Origin of the sequence: Roseimicrobium gellanilyticum (genome assembly GCF_003315205.1) — a bacterium.
Classification (GTDB): Bacteria; Verrucomicrobiota; Verrucomicrobiia; order Verrucomicrobiales; family Verrucomicrobiaceae; genus Roseimicrobium; species Roseimicrobium gellanilyticum.
Genome location: NZ_QNRR01000012.1, coordinates 39592 through 56115, shown reverse-complemented (window position 1 = coordinate 56115; position 16524 = coordinate 39592). Strand labels below are relative to the sequence as shown.

The 16524-nt window shown below is 59.8% G+C and carries 10 protein-coding genes; 6 read left to right on the top strand and 4 right to left on the bottom strand.

Annotated features, from left to right (window positions below):
* Positions 1-17 precede the first annotated feature (17 nt).
* Complete coding sequence (locus DES53_RS25575) at positions 18-1688, top strand: putative transporter (RefSeq protein ID WP_113961182.1); 1671 nt, start codon at positions 18-20, stop codon at positions 1686-1688.
* Positions 1685-2953, top strand: a complete 1269-nt coding sequence (locus tag DES53_RS25570) for an ATP-dependent 6-phosphofructokinase (protein WP_113961181.1) — start codon at positions 1685-1687, stop codon at positions 2951-2953. The genes DES53_RS25575 and DES53_RS25570 overlap by 4 nt, the downstream gene beginning before the upstream one ends.
* A 63-nt stretch (positions 2954-3016) precedes the next feature.
* Here the strand turns inward: DES53_RS25570 and ptsG are convergent, their stop codons facing one another.
* From ptsG to cls, 4 genes are all read right to left on the bottom strand, one after another.
* Positions 3017-4813: a PTS glucose transporter subunit IIBC gene (gene ptsG / locus DES53_RS25565; protein ID WP_113961180.1), complete on the bottom strand. Its 1797-nt coding sequence runs from the start codon at positions 4811-4813 to the stop codon at positions 3017-3019.
* Positions 4814-4824: 11 nt separating this feature from the next.
* Complete coding sequence (gene ptsP, locus DES53_RS25560; RefSeq protein WP_113961179.1) at positions 4825-7359, bottom strand: phosphoenolpyruvate--protein phosphotransferase; 2535 nt, start codon at positions 7357-7359, stop codon at positions 4825-4827.
* Positions 7360-7392: 33 nt separating this feature from the next.
* Positions 7393-9108: a carbohydrate porin gene (locus tag DES53_RS25555; RefSeq protein ID WP_170157401.1), complete on the bottom strand. Its 1716-nt coding sequence runs from the start codon at positions 9106-9108 to the stop codon at positions 7393-7395.
* A gap of 102 nt (positions 9109-9210) precedes the next feature.
* Positions 9211-10683, bottom strand: coding sequence for a cardiolipin synthase (gene cls, locus DES53_RS25550; RefSeq protein ID WP_113961177.1), 1473 nt, complete (start codon positions 10681-10683; stop codon positions 9211-9213).
* 138 nt (positions 10684-10821) lie between these two features.
* On the opposite strand from cls, the gene DES53_RS25545 reads away from it, so the two are divergent.
* The 4 genes from DES53_RS25545 (at position 10822) to DES53_RS25530 (ending at position 16521) form a co-directional block, all read left to right on the top strand.
* Complete coding sequence (locus DES53_RS25545; protein ID WP_113961176.1) at positions 10822-11655, top strand: hypothetical protein; 834 nt, start codon at positions 10822-10824, stop codon at positions 11653-11655.
* A gap of 144 nt (positions 11656-11799) precedes the next feature.
* Positions 11800-13263, top strand: coding sequence for a pyruvate kinase (gene pyk / locus DES53_RS25540; RefSeq protein ID WP_113961175.1), 1464 nt, complete (start codon positions 11800-11802; stop codon positions 13261-13263).
* A gap of 40 nt (positions 13264-13303) precedes the next feature.
* Entirely contained in the window at positions 13304-14635 is a 1332-nt protein-coding gene (locus DES53_RS25535) for an anaerobic C4-dicarboxylate transporter family protein (protein ID WP_113961174.1), read from the top strand.
* A 26-nt stretch (positions 14636-14661) separates the two neighbouring features.
* Positions 14662-16521: an aspartate ammonia-lyase gene (locus DES53_RS25530; protein ID WP_113961173.1), complete on the top strand. Its 1860-nt coding sequence runs from the start codon at positions 14662-14664 to the stop codon at positions 16519-16521.
* The last annotated feature ends 3 nt before the right edge of the window (positions 16522-16524 follow it).

The following is a 16524-nucleotide window of genomic DNA, read 5'->3' as shown; positions in this document are numbered from 1 at the left end:
GGTCACCGGGAGTGGATATGAGATGGCTCACTGAACTTCACCAGACACAGCCCATCGCTCACGCGATTGGGGTGCTGGCGTTCGTTTGTGTCCTGGGTATGGCCTTGGGCAGTGTGAAGTTTCGCGGTATCAAGCTGGGGACTGCGGGTGTGCTCTTTGCAGGCATCCTGGTGGGACATCTGGGCGAGGACGCGGATCATCACACTCTTGCCTTTGTGAAGGAGTTCGGCCTTGTGCTGTTTGTGTTCACCATCGGTCTGCAGCTTGGCCCCGGCTTTTTTGCCGCCTTGCGCCAGCAGGGGGTGAAGTTGAATCTGCTCGCAGCGGCTGTGGTCTTTTTTGGCGCGGTGGGTGCGGCGCTCGCAGGTTGGATTGGAGGTTTTCAGCCGGAGGCGGTGCTGGGCATTTTTTCGGGAGCCTCCACAAATACACCTTCACTCGGAGCGTCGACACAGACCATCAGCACCCTGCCCGGCATCACGGAGGACAGGCTGGCTCTTCCTGCTCTCGCCTATGCGGTGAGCTATCCCACGGCCATCGTGGCAATCATCGGGACCCTGCTTCTGTTGAAGCAGGTCTTCCGAATCGATCCCATGCGTGAAGCAAAGGAATATGCCGACAAACAACGTAGCCAGGTGTTGCCGCTGGAACGCCGCACGTTTGTCGTGACGAATCCAAACCTCGAAGGCGTGTTGCTCAAGGACCTTCCTGGAAAGAATGAAGCGAACGTGACCATCTCCCGCGTGAAGCATGGCATGGACACCAGTCCGGCCACGGATACGACGGTGCTCCATCGGGATGATGTGTTGTTGGCCGTGGGTCCCCGCGGTGGACTGGATACCATGGAGAAGGTTATCGGACAGCGTACGGACATGGATCTCATGCTGGAGGAGAGTGCTGTCACATTCCGCCGCGTGGTGGTCACGGAGCCGGGCGTGCTCGGGAAGACCGTGGGCGAGATGGATCTTGATGATCGATTTCATGTAGCCGTCACAAGGGTCACGCGTGCGGATATTGAAATGTCCGCAGTGCTGGGACTTCGGCTTCAGTTCGGAGATCAGTTGCAGCTCGTGGGCAGGAGCGAGGATCTCGACAAGGCAGCCAGTGCCGTGGGGAACTCACTCAAGGAACTGAATGAGACCCATTTCATTCCCTTCTTCATCGGAATTGCCCTGGGCATCGTGCTTGGCACGATGCCCATCGCATTTCCCGGTCTTCCACATCCCATCCGGTTGGGCCTGGCTGGCGGTCCGTTGATTGTGGCACTCATTCTGGCAAGGGTGGGGCACATTGGCCGCCAGGTGTGGCACATGCCCATCAACACCAATCTCGCCTTTCGTGAGTTTGGCATTGCGCTCTTTTTTGCCGCGGTGGGCCTGAGTGCTGGGGCGAAGTTTTTTGAGACGGTCTTCAGTGCCACGGGCATCCAGTGGCTCGTGGCCGGTGCCTGCGTTACGATCATTCCTCTTGCGCTGGTGGCAGCCTTCGCCCGGGTGATTCTGAAGATGAACTTCATGGAGCTCAGCGGACTGGTCGCCGGCAGCATGACGGATCCACCGGCACTTGCGTTCGCTTCCAACATTGCCGGTTCAGATGCTCCCACCGTGGCCTATGCTACCGTCTTTCCACTCACCACGCTGCTGCGTATTCTTGCGGCGCAAATCCTTGCCATCACCCTCTGCTCATGAACAAAGTCGCCATCACCCAACTGGGAGAACCCAGATACACCTCGCCCATCGACGTCATTGGAGAGGAGGAGTTTTACACACCTTCCGTGGTGCAATGGCCCGCGCATGGGAACCCTCCGGACCAATTGTTCTTTGAGCGTGCGGGTCCACGTCGGAAGTTGTTCTTCGATCCGAAGGACACGCGCGCTGCCATCGTGACCTGTGGTGGATTGTGTCCAGGACTCAATAACGTCATCCGCTCGGTTACGCGCCAGTTGATGCGTGGCTATGGCGTAAAGTCAGTGCTGGGAATCCGTGGAGGCTATCGCGGATTGGATCCCGCCCGCGGAAATCCTCCGCTCGAACTCACCGATGACATTGTGGAGTACATCCATGAGGATGGAGGTACCTTGCTTGGGACCTCGAGAGGACCTGTCGATGTATGCGAAGCGGTGAAGTTTCTCATCAGTCGCGGGGTGAACATGCTTTTCACGGTCGGTGGGGACGGCACGCAGCGTGGAGGTAATGCCTTGTTCGAAGAAGCGCAGAAGCAGGGGCATGCCCTGGCTGTGGTGGGCATTCCCAAGACCATCGACAATGATGTGCAGTATGTCTCGCGCACGTTCGGCTACGGTACCGCTGTGGAGGCTGCTGTGCGGGTGATTCACAGTGCTCACACAGAAGCCAGAAGCGTGGACAACGGAGTCTCCGTGGTGAAGCTCATGGGGCGGCATGCCGGATTCATCGCTGCTGCCGCCACCGTGGCCAGCCAGGACGTGAATTTCTGCCTCATCCCCGAGGTGCCCTTCAAGCTGGAAGGTAAGGGGGGATTGCTGGCTGCACTGGAGGCCCGCCTGGGATGGAAGAACCATGCGGTTCTAGTCGTTGCCGAGGGAGCTGGGCAGGATTTGCTGGGTGCGACAGGCGAAAAGGATGCCTCAGGAAATACGAAGCTACAGGACATTGGTGTCTATTTGCGGGACAAGATCAATGCCCACTTCAAGGCCAGAAACATCGAGATGGTGATGAGGTATTTTGATCCCAGTTATCAGATCCGCGCCTGTGCCGCGAATACGGAAGATGCTCTGCTGTGTGACCGCATGGGCCGCCACGCCGTGCACGCTGCCATGGCCGGGAAGACGGGACTCGTCATCAGCTTCCTGCATGGCCAGTATGTGCACGTACCGATTTCCGAAATTGCTCGCAGCAGCAAGCGCGTGAACCTGGAGGGCGAGCTTTGGCGTGCAGTGATTTCTTCCACGGGGCAGCCGGGGGAGTTCAGGTGAGGAGGTCGGGTGCGCAACCATTCTCTTCAATCGTGGTGGTGCGATGCCATCGATTGACTTGCCTCATGCTGCCCCAGGTGCCGCCAGCTGCCCGCGCAATTCCGCGGCGTACTGGTCCGCATTCAAACCCGCGAGGAGATGGAGTGTCTTTGCGGATACTTTGATCACGGCTTCGACACCCGAAGCGACGAGCGAGGATTCATTCGCGCGTGACTCATCACGCAACACGACACGCAGCCGGGTTTCCGCACAGGCGTCAACACGTTCCACGTTCTCCGCGCCACCCAGGGCCGCAAGCCATGCGGCGGCTTTGCGTGCGGCGTCCGGGTCGCGCAGCTTGGAGACCACGCCGGCGGGTGCGGCCGGGCCTTTTACGGGAGAGGGCGTTTCGAGCTCATCCGCTTCTGGTCCTGCCGTCTTCAGATATTCCTCCATCTCTGTCTTCAAGTTCTCGCTCTGTGTCCCGAAGATGGCCTGCACACCATCGCCCACGACCACCACACCAGCGGCGCCCAAGGCCTTGAGCTTCTCCGCATTCACCTTCGTCACGTCATTGAGTTTCACGCGCAGGCGGGTGATGCAGGCGTCGAGGCTGGCGATGTTGCTGCGCCCACCAAACGCGCGGATGAGTTGGAGAGCGAAACTGCCGCTGGCCGAGCGGGCGGCCTTGGCAGCCTCGTCCTCCACCTCGCGACCGGGTGTGGCGAGGTTGAACTTGCGAATCGCCACGGTGAACACGGTATAATAGATGCCTGCCCAGATGGGCCCCAGCACGAAGAGCCACAGCGCGTGGTGTGACTTCGGGAAGAGTACCACGTAGTCGATGAAGCCGTGCGAGAACGTGAAGCCGTGTTTGATGCCCAGGGCAATGCAGATGAAGTAAGCCAGCCCGGCGAGAATGGCATGAATGCCATACAGCACCGGCGCGACAAAGAGGAAGGCAAATTCAATGGGTTCCGTGATGCCGGTGAGGAAGGCAGTAAGCGCTGCGGAGAACATGATGCCGCCCACCTTGGCGCGGTTTTCCGGACGCGCCGCGCGCCACATGGCGATCGCCGCAGCAGGAAGGCCCCACATCTTGAAGAGATAGCCGCCGGTCATGTTTCCCGCTGTGGGGTCACCAGAAATGAAGCGGGCGATTTCTCCTTTGACGACATTGCCGGTGACCGGATCCGTGTAGCTTCCCGCCTCAAAGAAGAAGGGCACATTCCAAACATGATGCAGGCCAAAGGGGATGAGCGCGCGCTCGACCACTCCGTAAATGGTGAATGCCAGCGCGGGACGGCCGTGTGCCGCCCAATTGGAGAATTCCTTGATGGCATCCCCAATCGGAGGCCAGATGAAGCTCAAAATCGCACCCACAAAGATGACGGCGAAGGACGTGATGATGGGGACGGAGCGTTTGCCCGCGAAGAAGCCCAGATACGCGGGGAGTTGGACCTTGTAGAACCGGTTGAAACAGGTGGCCGCGATCATCCCGACGATGATGCCGCCAAAGACCCCCGTATCGACAGATGGGATGCCCATGATGGGCTTCACCTCCAGTCCGCGCATATCCGCACACACGCCCAGGGCGGCGAGGAAGACTACATAGCCCGTAGTGCCAGCCAAAGCAGCCACGCCATCATTGTCCGTGAGCCCGATGGCCACACCGATGGCGAAGAGCAAGGGCAGGTTTCCGAAGATGGCGTCGCCCGATTTCGCCATGATCAGCGAGAGGCTTTCCGGCAACCAGGAGAAGTTCGCACTGCCCACGCCAAGCAGGATGCCCGCGACAGGCAGCACGGCGACGGGCAGCATCATGCACTTCCCGATTTTCTGCAGCAGCGAGAAGGCGCCTTTGAAGTTGATGTTGAACATGGCCGTTGGGGTTAGTCTTCAAGGTCGGGCATCAAGGCGCGGACTTCCTCCGCAGTGGTGCAGTCGAGAGCGCGTTTGGCGAGTTTCTGGCAATCAGAGAGATTGAGCCTGCGGATCTGCGCCTTCACTGTAGGAATGGCGGGGATGCTCACACTCAGCTCATCGACCCCAAGTCCGACCAGGATGGGCACGGCATGGGGATCTCCGGCGATGCCACCGCAGATGCCTGTGAGTCGCTTGTGAGCCTGTGCACCCTCAATGGTTTGTGCGATGAGGCGCAGCACAGCTGGGTTCAGCGCATCGACCTTCGGCGCGAGCTTGGGGTGGCCGCGATCCATCGCGAGCGTGTATTGCGTGAGGTCATTGGTGCCAATGGAGAAGAAGTCCGCCTCCGTGGCAAAGGTCTCCGCCATGACGGCGACTGCGGGCACCTCCACCATGATGCCACAGGGGAAGGGGGGGATGCCCAGTGCCTTGGACTCTTCCGCCAGCATGGCCTTTGCGTCGCGCAGCTCCTGCACCGTCGCGATCATGGGGAACATGACATGCAGCACTCCTTCCTTGGAGGCACGCAGCAGGGCGCGAAGCTGCGTGCGCAGGACCTCCGGTCGATCGAGGCCCACCCGGATGCCGCGTTCTCCCAGGAAGGGATTGTCCTCCTTCGGAATGGGGAGATAGGGAAGGGGCTTGTCTCCTCCGACGTCGAGCGTGCGGATGATGACATGCTTCTCTTTTCCCAGGGCGCGAATCACCGCGGTGTAGCTCTCGGTCTGCTCATCCTCGCTGGGTGCGGCGGAGCGATCCATGAAGAGGAACTCCGAGCGCAGCAGTCCCACGCCTTCACCGCCGACGTCCACGATCTGTCCTGCGTCCTTCACGCCACCGATGTTGGCGAAGACAGCCACGCGATGTCCGTCGCTGGTGACAGCGGGCTGCAAAGCGTGAGCGATGTCCTCTTTGCGGCGTTTTTCATTCCGCGCCTGCCGCTGACGGATGCGCTCCACCTCCTGAGGTGGTGGATGGAGAAGCAGGGAGCCCTTGCTGCCATCGAGGACTACTGGAGTGCCCGCTGCGACATCAAGGGCCGCAGGCTCGATGCCCGCGATGGCGGGAATATCCAGCGAGCGAGCCAGAATGGCCACATGCGAGGTCGCGCCACCGCGTACGGTGGCAAACCCCACCACACGTCCACGTTCCATCGTAGCTGTGTCCGAGGGCGTGAGATCTTCCGCGATGAGAATGGAGTTCTCCGGATATGAAGGCAGCTGGCGACTCACTCCGGTGAGGAGTTCCAGCACACGCCAGCCCACATCGCGTACATCATTGGCGCGCTGTGCGAGCAGTTCATTGCGCAAGGATGCCAGGCGCTCGGCATGCAGCTTTGCCGCACTCTTCCAGGCGAAGGCAGCGCTCTTGCCCTTGGCGATGGTAGAGTTGGCGATGTCGAGAAAGTCAGGATCGTCCAGCAGTTCCGCGTGTGCGGCGAAGATGGCTGCCTTGGCGGGATCGGCCTTTGCATGAAGCTGTGCACGGAGCGCGTCGAGCTGCGCGCGTGCCCTGGCGATGGCGTCAGAGAGCCTTGCTTTCTCCTGCTCCACCCCGCTGCCTTCTTCCTTCACGGCAATGTCCGCGCGCTGCACTTGGAAGACATTTCCCACGGCAAGCCCCGGGGATGCGGATACACCCAGCAGCTCATTTGGGTTGGTGCTGCGACGCTGGGGTGGTGGCTCGGAGAGCTTGTCCGTCGTCGTGGTGGCTGGCGCTGGAGCCGGGCAGCAGCCTTCGTCTCCCAGACCTTCGGCGATGAGCTTGCTCAGTTTCGCCACGGCTTCCTTCGCATCGGCACCCTTGGCCACTACGATCACCTTGTCCCCACGGGATGCCTCCAGGGCCATGATTGCCGTGATGCTGCGTGCATTTGCCGTGCGGTCGTTGAGCTGGAGTTTGATCTCGCTCTGGAAACTCTTGGCCACATTTGCCAGCACCGCGGCGGGTCGGGCATGCAAGCCGGTCTTGTTGGGAATGAGGATGGCATCGGATGTGACTGCTGCACCTCCCCCGGTCACGCCTGGAGCATTGCCATTGGCGAGGGTGAGTTTCAGAAATCCGTCCGCACCAGCTTTTACCGAGCCTGAGGCACGCTCCATGCCGCTCACCGTTTCACCATTGGCAATGATGATCTGGGTGAGCAGGCTTTTCGCGTGTGTGGCCACTTCATCGAGATCAAATTCAATGAGCGGTGCTCCAGCCTCCACGCGATCCCCGGCCTTGACCTTCGGAGTGAATCCGGTGCCCTTCAGCGCCACGGTGTCGATGCCGATATGCATGAGCACTTCCACACCATCTTTCGCCCGGATGGTGAGCGCGTGGGACGCAGGATGTATGTGCACCACCTCACCCGCACACGGGGCACGCAGGCAGGAGTCCGTGGGGTCTATGGAGAGGCCGTCACCCACGAGCTTCTGTGCGAAGACGGGATCGGGGACGCGCTCGAGCGGATAGATGACACCGGACAGCGGTGCCACGAGAGTAAGGGTTTCAGACATGGCAAATGGGGAAGCCTTGGTCCTGCCAGCATTCTACCACCAGGACTCAAGCTGGACACCGTAGGAAAGTCCTTCAAGTTCGTTCCGGTAGGCGCTTCCACCCACCTTGCCCCGGAAGTCATCGCCCCATTTCGCGTAGGTGATGAAGGCACGCAGGGCTGGGCGGCTGAAGAACTTGCGTCCGCGAGTGAGCTGCGGAGCCAGTGTGATTTTCCAGAGATAGTCATTCACGCCAAGCGGCTCGCTATCCACGAAGTCCACGCCAGTTTCGAGTGCGATGCTGAAAGTATCCGTGAAGTGGAAGATGGGCCGCACGCCAAAGGACGCCCACTTCTCACTTGAGTTTGGACCACCGTAGTCCGTGTCCTGATAGATGGCGGCCGCCTGCAGGGAGAGCCATCTGTTGGGCTCAATGGTGAAGTGGTCAGTGATGCGGAACCGTGTTGCGTCATCAATGTCGGGCGAGGCTACGTCGATGGTGGAGGCAAAGTTGTACGCGGCGCCCGTCCCATACTGGATGGAGAATTCATTGTAGCCTCCCAAGAAACTCTCCGGGAGCGTGCGATGCTTCATGCCCACGGCGAAGCCCTGGGAAGTCTCCAGCGAGAATCGATCGCCATTCTCATCAAAGACATTCAGCACCTCTCCACCGCTGGAGTGGGCATAGGCCAGCCAGAATCCAATTTTTCCCAAGGGGGCCGGGATGTCATACACCCGTAAATCCAAGGTGCTCTTGGCGGCATTGCCATCGTCAGTCTGATATTCGTCAAAGCTGCCGCCAAGCCAGGCGAGGGCCACCTTTGATTCCCCCAAAAAAGGCACATCCTGCACTCCGCCACCATAGCCGCTCATATCCAGCCAGTAGAAGTCATTGATGTGGATGTCCTGCCGGCGGTAGTAGCGCTGTCCCACCCAGAATCGCATGTCCGGAGCCTCCGTGATGATATTGCCCGCTTCTACAAAGGCCTGGCGCAGGGCGATGTCATTGCCGAGGTTTTGGGCATTGAGCGAGTCGTAGGTGTCGTTCTGTCCGGTGGAGAAGGACATCATCACCGTGGTGCGCACATATGGCGCCTGCAAGGGGTCGTCTTCACGGAGCCAGTTGTGAGTGAACTCCAGTTCGCCGTACGTGTCCTCTTCATTTCCCAGACGGTACTTCGCTCCGGCACCCGGCGCCTTGAAGGCGTCCATCTCGCCCCCCTCGCCATTCAGGCCGAAGCCCGCGCGGAGGTAGCCGTGAAACTCAAAAGGTTGCGGGAGTTTGTAGAACGCAGCGAGGTCAAAGGGCTTGCCCGAGCCGCTGCGAAAGATTTCACGGGACTCCGTGGCGTCATCCTTGATGGTTTGCTGGATGTGCGCAATGGCCTCGGAGTTGGCCTGTGCGCGCTTCGCGGTTGCCTGGAACTGGGGATCCGAGTGGTTCGCCAGTGTTTCCAGGGTCGTCACACGCTCCTCAATGTCCTCCATCTGTTCATTGGCTTTTTTGGTGGGACCATTGGAAGCCGTCGCGCCGTTCTTCTTCAGCCGGGCATTGTCCGTCTCAAGGACGCCAATCCGGCCCTCCAGTTCCTTGATGCGGCCTTCGTAGCCAGACTTCATCTCGGCGAGTTGCGACTCGATTTGCTTCCGAAACGCCACCATCTCCGGGCTCTCTTGTGCGAGCAATGAACTGCTTCCGAACGTACAAATCCCGAGCAGTGCCACCAGTTTCGCATTCATTGGGTTGGGAGCGATGCGTGCCTCACTCATGATGAAGATGCTACCCAGCAGTAGCATTTACACTCCATAGGACCTTGGTCCTACGAAGAATGCGATGTCGCCTGCGATATCGAATAACAGGAGATGCCGGCCTTATTGGATGGGCGCCATCAGCCACGAAGTGCGCGCCGCAAGGCGGAACCACCACGGCCGCTCCGTGTAGTCTGCTGCGGTGGCACGCGTGCTCTTTGAGAAGTCATTGAGGAACATGGCTTCTGCTTCCTTCACCACGGAAGGTTCGGAGAAGAGCAGGGTGATTTCGAAATTCAGACGGAAGCTGCGGTTATCGAAGTTCGCCGTGCCCACGCCGCAATAGTCATCCACGATGATGGCCTTCTCATGTAGAAAGCCGCTGGTATACCGCCACACCTGTACACCGGCTTTTTCCAGGACAGGGAGATACGTGTAGCTGGAGAGTTGCACCATATTGCTGTCGGCCTTCTCAGGCAGCAGGATACGCACGTCCACCCCACGCAGCGCCGCGAGTTGCAGCGCGGAGGTGAACTGCTCATCCGGCACGAAGTAGGGGCTCGCGATCCATACACGCTTTTTCGCAGACTGGATGGCATGCAGGAAGAAGAGGGTGCACGTTTCGAACTCATCCGCGGGACCAGAGGGCAGGCAGAAGGCCAGTCCATTCTCCCCACCGGGTGCCGGCTTCGGAGTCCAGTTCAGATTGGGGATGCTGCCCGTGGCCCACTTCCAGTCTTCCACCCACGCAATCTGCACACACTGCACCACGGGACCCTGCACCTTCACGTGAGTGTCCCGCCAGGCACCCATCTTGGGGTCCTTGCCAAGGTACTCGTCTCCCACATTGTGCCCGCCGACGAAGGCCGTGTGACCATCCACGATGACCACTTTGCGATGGTTGCGGAAGTTGAGTTGGAAGCGGTTGGCGTCGCCTTTGCGTGTGTTGAAGTGGTGAGTCTCCACGCCTGCAGCCTTCAGGTCTCCGAGATAACTGTCAGTGAGTCCATGACTCCCAATTTCGTCATAGACGAGATAACAGGGAACACCGGCTTTGGCTCGCTCAATCAGGGCATCCTTCAGGCGGCGGCCCAGTCCATCGTCGCGGATGATGTAGAATTGCACGAGCACATACTCGCGTGCCTGCGCAATGCTCTCGAAAATGGATCGGAAAGTCGCCTCGCCGTCGATGAGCAGTTCGGTGTGGTTGCCCTGGGTCGCGGGCATCTTTGCGAGTCTCTCCAGGAGAATGGCCGGGGGCGGCACCTCACCGGCCTGAGGACGCATGGCCAGGAGATCGGTTGCGAGCTTGCGTTCCTCCTCTGAAAGTTCGTCTTCTGCTTTCCTTCGAAGAACGATGTACCCTTCGAAATTGCTCCGCCCAAAAACCCAGTACGCAGGTACCGCAACATAGGGGAATGTATTGAGTGAGATCGCCCAGCCAATCGCACCCTGCGCAGTGCGCACACTCAGGATGGCATCGACGGAGGTAAGCAGCCCCAGGAGATGGAAGAACCCGAAGAAGAGGGCTCGCCGCGTTTTTGGGTGCTCCTTGATCCAACGCAACGGCGCGGTGAGAAATGCAAATCGTGCCATGACCGTGTCGTACCACGTGGAGGGTGCCTGTGTCTCTATCATTCACGAACTGAGTGGTCGATAGGTCCTAGGTCCTATGGGATGAAAGGTGCGAAAAGAGACGCGAACCGTAGGCTGGCATTTGCATCCCCAACCTCCATGTCAGAGACTGTCCATGCTCCCATCCGCCACTCCCGGTCGATTGCGCGACTGAGCCAGACTTTCTCGGAAAGTCTGTCCGCGGCGGACCTGGTGGAGCCCTTGGTTTCTCTGGATGAGAACCAGTCCGCCGACATGGGGCTTGAGGTCATGCGCGCCCGGGCAGTGGGAGTGCTGGGAGTGCGTCGAGGTGGGCTGGTGGCAGGGTGGGTTACGGAGGCGGAGTTGATCGGCGGAACCGTCGGAGAGCGTGCCCACGAGTTTTCCCCAGAGTCGGTGCTGGATGAAGACGTCGGACTCGATGAGGTGCTGGTCACCTTGGGAGCCCGCGAGCGTGTGTTCATCCGGTGGCTCGGAGAGGTGACCGGCGTGATCACGAGGCAGGATTTGCAAAAGGCGCCGCTGCGCATGTGGCTCTTTGGTGTGATCACGCTCTTTGATCTGAACATGACATGGGCCATCGAGGAGTTGCATCCCGGGGACACCTGGAAGGATTGCATCTCACCCGGACGGCTTGAGAAAGCCCAGTGGCTCCAAGCCGAGAGGGGGAGATGCGGCAATCCCTGCCGGTTGGTGGATTGCCTTCAGATCAAGGACAAGGCGGATATCCTCGCAGCGGATGCGCAGAGTCTTGCTGTGCTGGGCTTTGCGTCGCGGCGGGACGCGGACCGCTTCACCCGGAAAATTGAATCCTTGCGAAATCATCTGGCGCATGCGCAGGAGCTTGAGACGGAGCATGTAGAGACCGCGTCACGTCTCGCGACCTACATGGAGTCCATTGTACAGGCCAGGGGAGTGCGGCAGGTGGTGGAAAAAAAGCGTGCCGGAGCCTGAGCTTCAGCAGGCTGGTTCACCTCCCGCAAAGAGCATCGGACCAAGGTCCTATTTCACCGGCAGGCAGCATTGGGCACTGTGTGAGGAATGGCGTCGGTCAATGATTCAGTTCCATGTCGCGAATCCATCGAAGGCAGCCCGGGTATGAATGCCACGGCTGCGGGGGATGCAACGGTTGCACCGCTGCCTTCTCACAAGACGAAGATCGTTGCCACCATCGGCCCCGCATCTGAGTCACCGGAAATGCTGGTGCGGCTCATCAAGGCGGGACTCAATGTTGCGAGGCTGAACTTCTCGCACGGAGACTTTGAGCATCATGGCGAGGTGATTCGACGTCTCCGTGACGCCTCGAAGGTGGCTGGTCGGCGGGTGGCCATCATGGCAGACCTTCCTGGCCCGAAGATGCGACTGGGAAAGATTCAGCCGGAGCCTATTCAATTGTCACCAGGAGATCGGTTCACCCTGACGAGTGAGGACATCGTTGGCAGTGAGACGCGCGTTTCGATGACCTTCGAGCCTTTGCCGCGTGTTGTTCAGCCGGGGAACCGTATCTTTCTCAATGACGGGATTGTGCAGTTGGTGGTGGAGCGAGTAGTGGGAAATGATGTGGAGTGCGTGGTGGCCGTGGGCGGTGAGCTGCGTTCGAAGAAAGGCTTGAACCTGCCCGGGATCGATCTGGGCATTGGCGCATTCACCGAGCGCGATCAGAAGTGCCTGGAGTTTGCGTTGGCAGCGGGAGTGGATGCAGTGAGCCAGTCCTTTGTGGAGCGCGCGTCAGACATTGAAGCCTTGCGTGCCGCAGCGAGCAAACTCGGCCGTCAGCCCTTTATCATCGCGAAGATCGAGCGCTCGGATGCGTTGGTGCATTTTGATGAAATCCTGTCTGTTGCGGATGGCATCATGGTCGCTCGCGGTGACCTGGGAGTGGAGGTGCCCATTGAAAGCATCGCGCAAACCCAGAAGATGCTGATCGCAAAGGCGAATCTCGCAGGCAAGCCGGTCATAACTGCCACGCAAATGCTGGAATCGATGACCAGCAGCCGCCTTCCCACACGAGCGGAAGCCACGGATGTGGCGAATGCCATTCTCGACGGCACCGACTGTGTGATGCTCTCCGGCGAATCGGCCATGGGCAAGTTTCCCGAGGAGGCGGTGCAGATGCTGGCGCGCATCGCGGCAGCGACAGAGCCTGCTCGTCCCCGTGGGAAAAGGGTGGATCCCTTGGGTCTCATCCAGCCAAAGGCAAACGAAAGCACGAGTGAACGTATCGCCTCGCTGGTGGAGCACGCGCTGAATACCGTGCCTTGTGATATTGCCCTCGTCCCCACACGAGGGGGGAGCACGGCCCGAATCTTTTCCCGATGCAAGCCGCAGGTGTGGAGCATTGCTCCCAGCGTGGATCCCGCCGTGTGTCAGGGACTGAGCTTTTCCTATGGCGTGCATGCCGTGGACCTCGAGGAGGAGCCTGCCGACTGGAAGGAATACGTGCGGCAATGGCTGGGCGGTCATGGCATCAACGCCACCCGAGTGATCATGGTGGCAGGGCCTTCACCTCGCAACCCACACGCCAATCACCGCATCGAGTTCATGCGGCTCGACACACCGTGACCTCCTGGCAAGCCATTCATAACCTCCCACACCACCTCCCATGGATATCAAACTCATCCTCGAATTCCTCGTCATCCTGGGCGCGCTCGCCATGGGCGCAAGAGCGGGAGGAGTGGGGCTCGGTCTCTGGGGTGCCGTGGGCCTACTCGTCTTGGTGGTGGGTTTTGGCATCGCCCCGGCAGCGATTCCCGGTGAAGTGTTGCTGATCGTGCTCACGGTGATCATGGCGGCCTCTGCCATGGAGGTGGCGGGGGGCATCGACTTCCTGGTGCAGGTGGCGGAGAAGATCATCCGGAAGAATCCGAAGCAGGTCACCATTGTGGCGCCACTCGTGACCTACGGCTTCACGTTTGCCGCAGGTACCGGACATATTGTGTATCCGCTGCTTCCCGTGATCTATGAAGTGGCCCATGAAAATGGGATACGGCCCGAGCGTCCCATGGCCGTGGCCACCATCGCTTCGCAGCAGGCAATCACCGCGAGTCCGGTCTCCGCGGCGACGGCGGCCATGATTGGCCTCATGGCGTCGCATGGATACGGCCTCGTGCAGATTCTACTCATTTGTGTGCCCTCCACCATTCTCGCGGTGCTCATCGCGGCCTTTGTACAACTTCGCGTGGGTAAGGAGCTCAAGGACGATCCCGAGTACCAGAAGCTGCTGGCCTCCGGGGAACTCACCGCCGGTGGCAAGAGCGCTGGCGCGGTGAAACAGCCGCTGCGTGCGGGAGCGAAGGCGAGTGCCTTCATTTTCTTGTCCGGCGTGACCTTGATCGTTCTCGCAGGCATCTTCCCGGAACTCCGTACGGTGGCAGGCACCGGACCCAAGCCCGTGGTGATGACCATGCCCATCTCGATTGCCATCGTGATGCTCGCGGTCGCTGCTCTGATACTCACCGTCACGAAGGCTCCGGTGGGTGAGGTGCCGAAGTGCAAGACCTGCCAATCGGGCGTGACCGCGATCATCGGCATTCTCGGCCTTGCCTGGTTGGGGGACACTTTCATCAATGCCAATCGCGATGTCATCATTGGTGGTCTGAGTGACATGGCGAAGGCGGCACCGTGGACCTTTGCCATCGGTCTCTTCATTGCCTCCATGTTGCTCTACAGTCAGGCGGCCACGACACGCGCGCTCATGCCACTGGGTATTTCGCTGGGCATTCCCATCCCATACCTCATCGGCATGTTCCCGGCGGTGAATGGCTACTTCTTCATCCCGAACTACGGCACGCTCATCGCGGCCATGCAGTTTGACCGGTCGAAGACAACGCGCATTGGCAAGTACCTGCTGAATCATTCCTTCATGCTGCCCGGTGTCATTTGCACCGTCGGGGCCGTGGGTATCGGCCTGCTCATTGGATCCTTCTTTAAATAAAACCAATATCCCACGCACGCATTTTTATGAGTCTCCAACTCGACACCATCGCCGCTGCCGCGAAGCGCATCGGCATTGCCACGGAAGATCTCGCCGCTGTGATGCAGCAGGGCAGTGCCGTATCTTATGCTGCAGGCGACTATTTGTACCACGAAGCCACGCCGCGCCTCTGGCTGGGGCTGGTGCTGGAGGGTGAAGTGCAAATCGTGCGCGGCGCCCAGGCTCGCACGGTCACCCTTGCCACCCTGGTGCCGGGCGCTGTCTTCAGTGAGGGCGTGATGCTTGATGATGCGCCTCATGCGGCAAATGCACTCACGCACCAGGGTGCCAAGGTGTGGCAGATTTCACGAGCGGATCTGGAAAAGGTGCGAACGGAGAAGCCGGAGCTCTTCTACCGCATTGTGGGACGCATCGCTGCACGTCTCAGTGAGCGCCTGCGCTTTGCTGCGGAACGTATCGCCGGCGAGAAATCAGCCACCGTGGTATCATCGGTGCGCACCGAGCACGATTCTCTGGGCGAGCGCGAAGTGCCGGATCACGCCTACTACGGTGTGCAGACCATTCGCGGCATGGAGAACTTCCGCATCTCCGGCATCGGTATGTATCACTTCGAGCACTTCATTCGCGCGTTTGCCTTTGTGAAGAAGGCCGCCGCGAAGGCAAACTGTGAGCTCGGTGTGCTCAGCCAGGAGCGGGCGGACGCGATTTTCAAGGCGTGCGATGAGATCGCCGGAGGCAAGCTGCATGACCAGTTCGCAATCGACATGATTCAAGGGGGTGCCGGCACCTCCACGAACATGAACGCGAACGAGGTCATCGCGAACCGTGCACTGGAGATTCTCGGTCATCGCAAGGGCGAGTACGAGCACCTTCATCCGAATGACCATGTGAATTGCTCGCAGTCCACGAATGACGCCTATCCCACCGCTATCAAGCTGGGCGTGATGCTCACCTTGAGGGAAACACTCTCCGCTCTGCGTGAACTCCGCACGGCCCTGGAGGCCAAGGCGAAGGAGTTCGCCGATGTGTTGAAGATGGGCCGTACGGAGAATCAGGATGCCGTGCCCATGACACTCGGCCAGGAGTTCGGCGCCTATGCGGTGATGATCGGTGATGGCATCCGCCATCTCACGCGCGTGGGCGAGGAGTTTCTTTCCATCAATATGGGCGCCACCGCCATCGGCACGGGGCTCAACAGCCCTCCCGGATATGCAGCGCTCTGCACCAAGCATCTTGCGGATATCAGCGGCATTCCCGTGAAGCTCGCGGATGACCTGGTGGAGGCCACGCAGGATTCCGGGGAATTCGCCTTGATGAGCAGCACCATGAAGACCGCTGCAGTGCAGCTTTCGAAGATTTGCAATGACTTGCGCTGGATGTCCTCCGGTCCGCGTTGCGGGCTCTATGAAATCCGCCTGCCCTCCATGCAACCGGGTTCCTCCATCATGCCGGGCAAGGTGAATCCGGTGGTGCCCGAAGTGGTAAGCCAGGTGTGCTTTCAGATCATCGGCATGGACATCACCGTCTCCATGGCAGCGGAGGCGAGCGAGCTGGAGCTCAACATGGCGGAGCCGGTGATTGCGTTCAACCTCCTCTTCGGACTTACGCTGCTGCGCAATGCCGCCATTGTTCTGAACAGCCGCTGCATCGTCGGCATTGAGGCGAATCGTGAACGCTGCCTGCAGTATGTGCACAATTCCATCGGCCTCGTCACCGCCCTCAATCCGGTGCTCGGCTATGAACGCAGTGCCGCAATCGCGAAGGAAGCACTCAAGACCGGAGGCAGTGTGTATGACCTTGTCTTGCAGAAGGGATGGCTGACGAAGGAGCGGCTGGATGATCTGCTCAAGCCTGAAAACATGACGCACCCGCGCCAACTCAACTAGAAG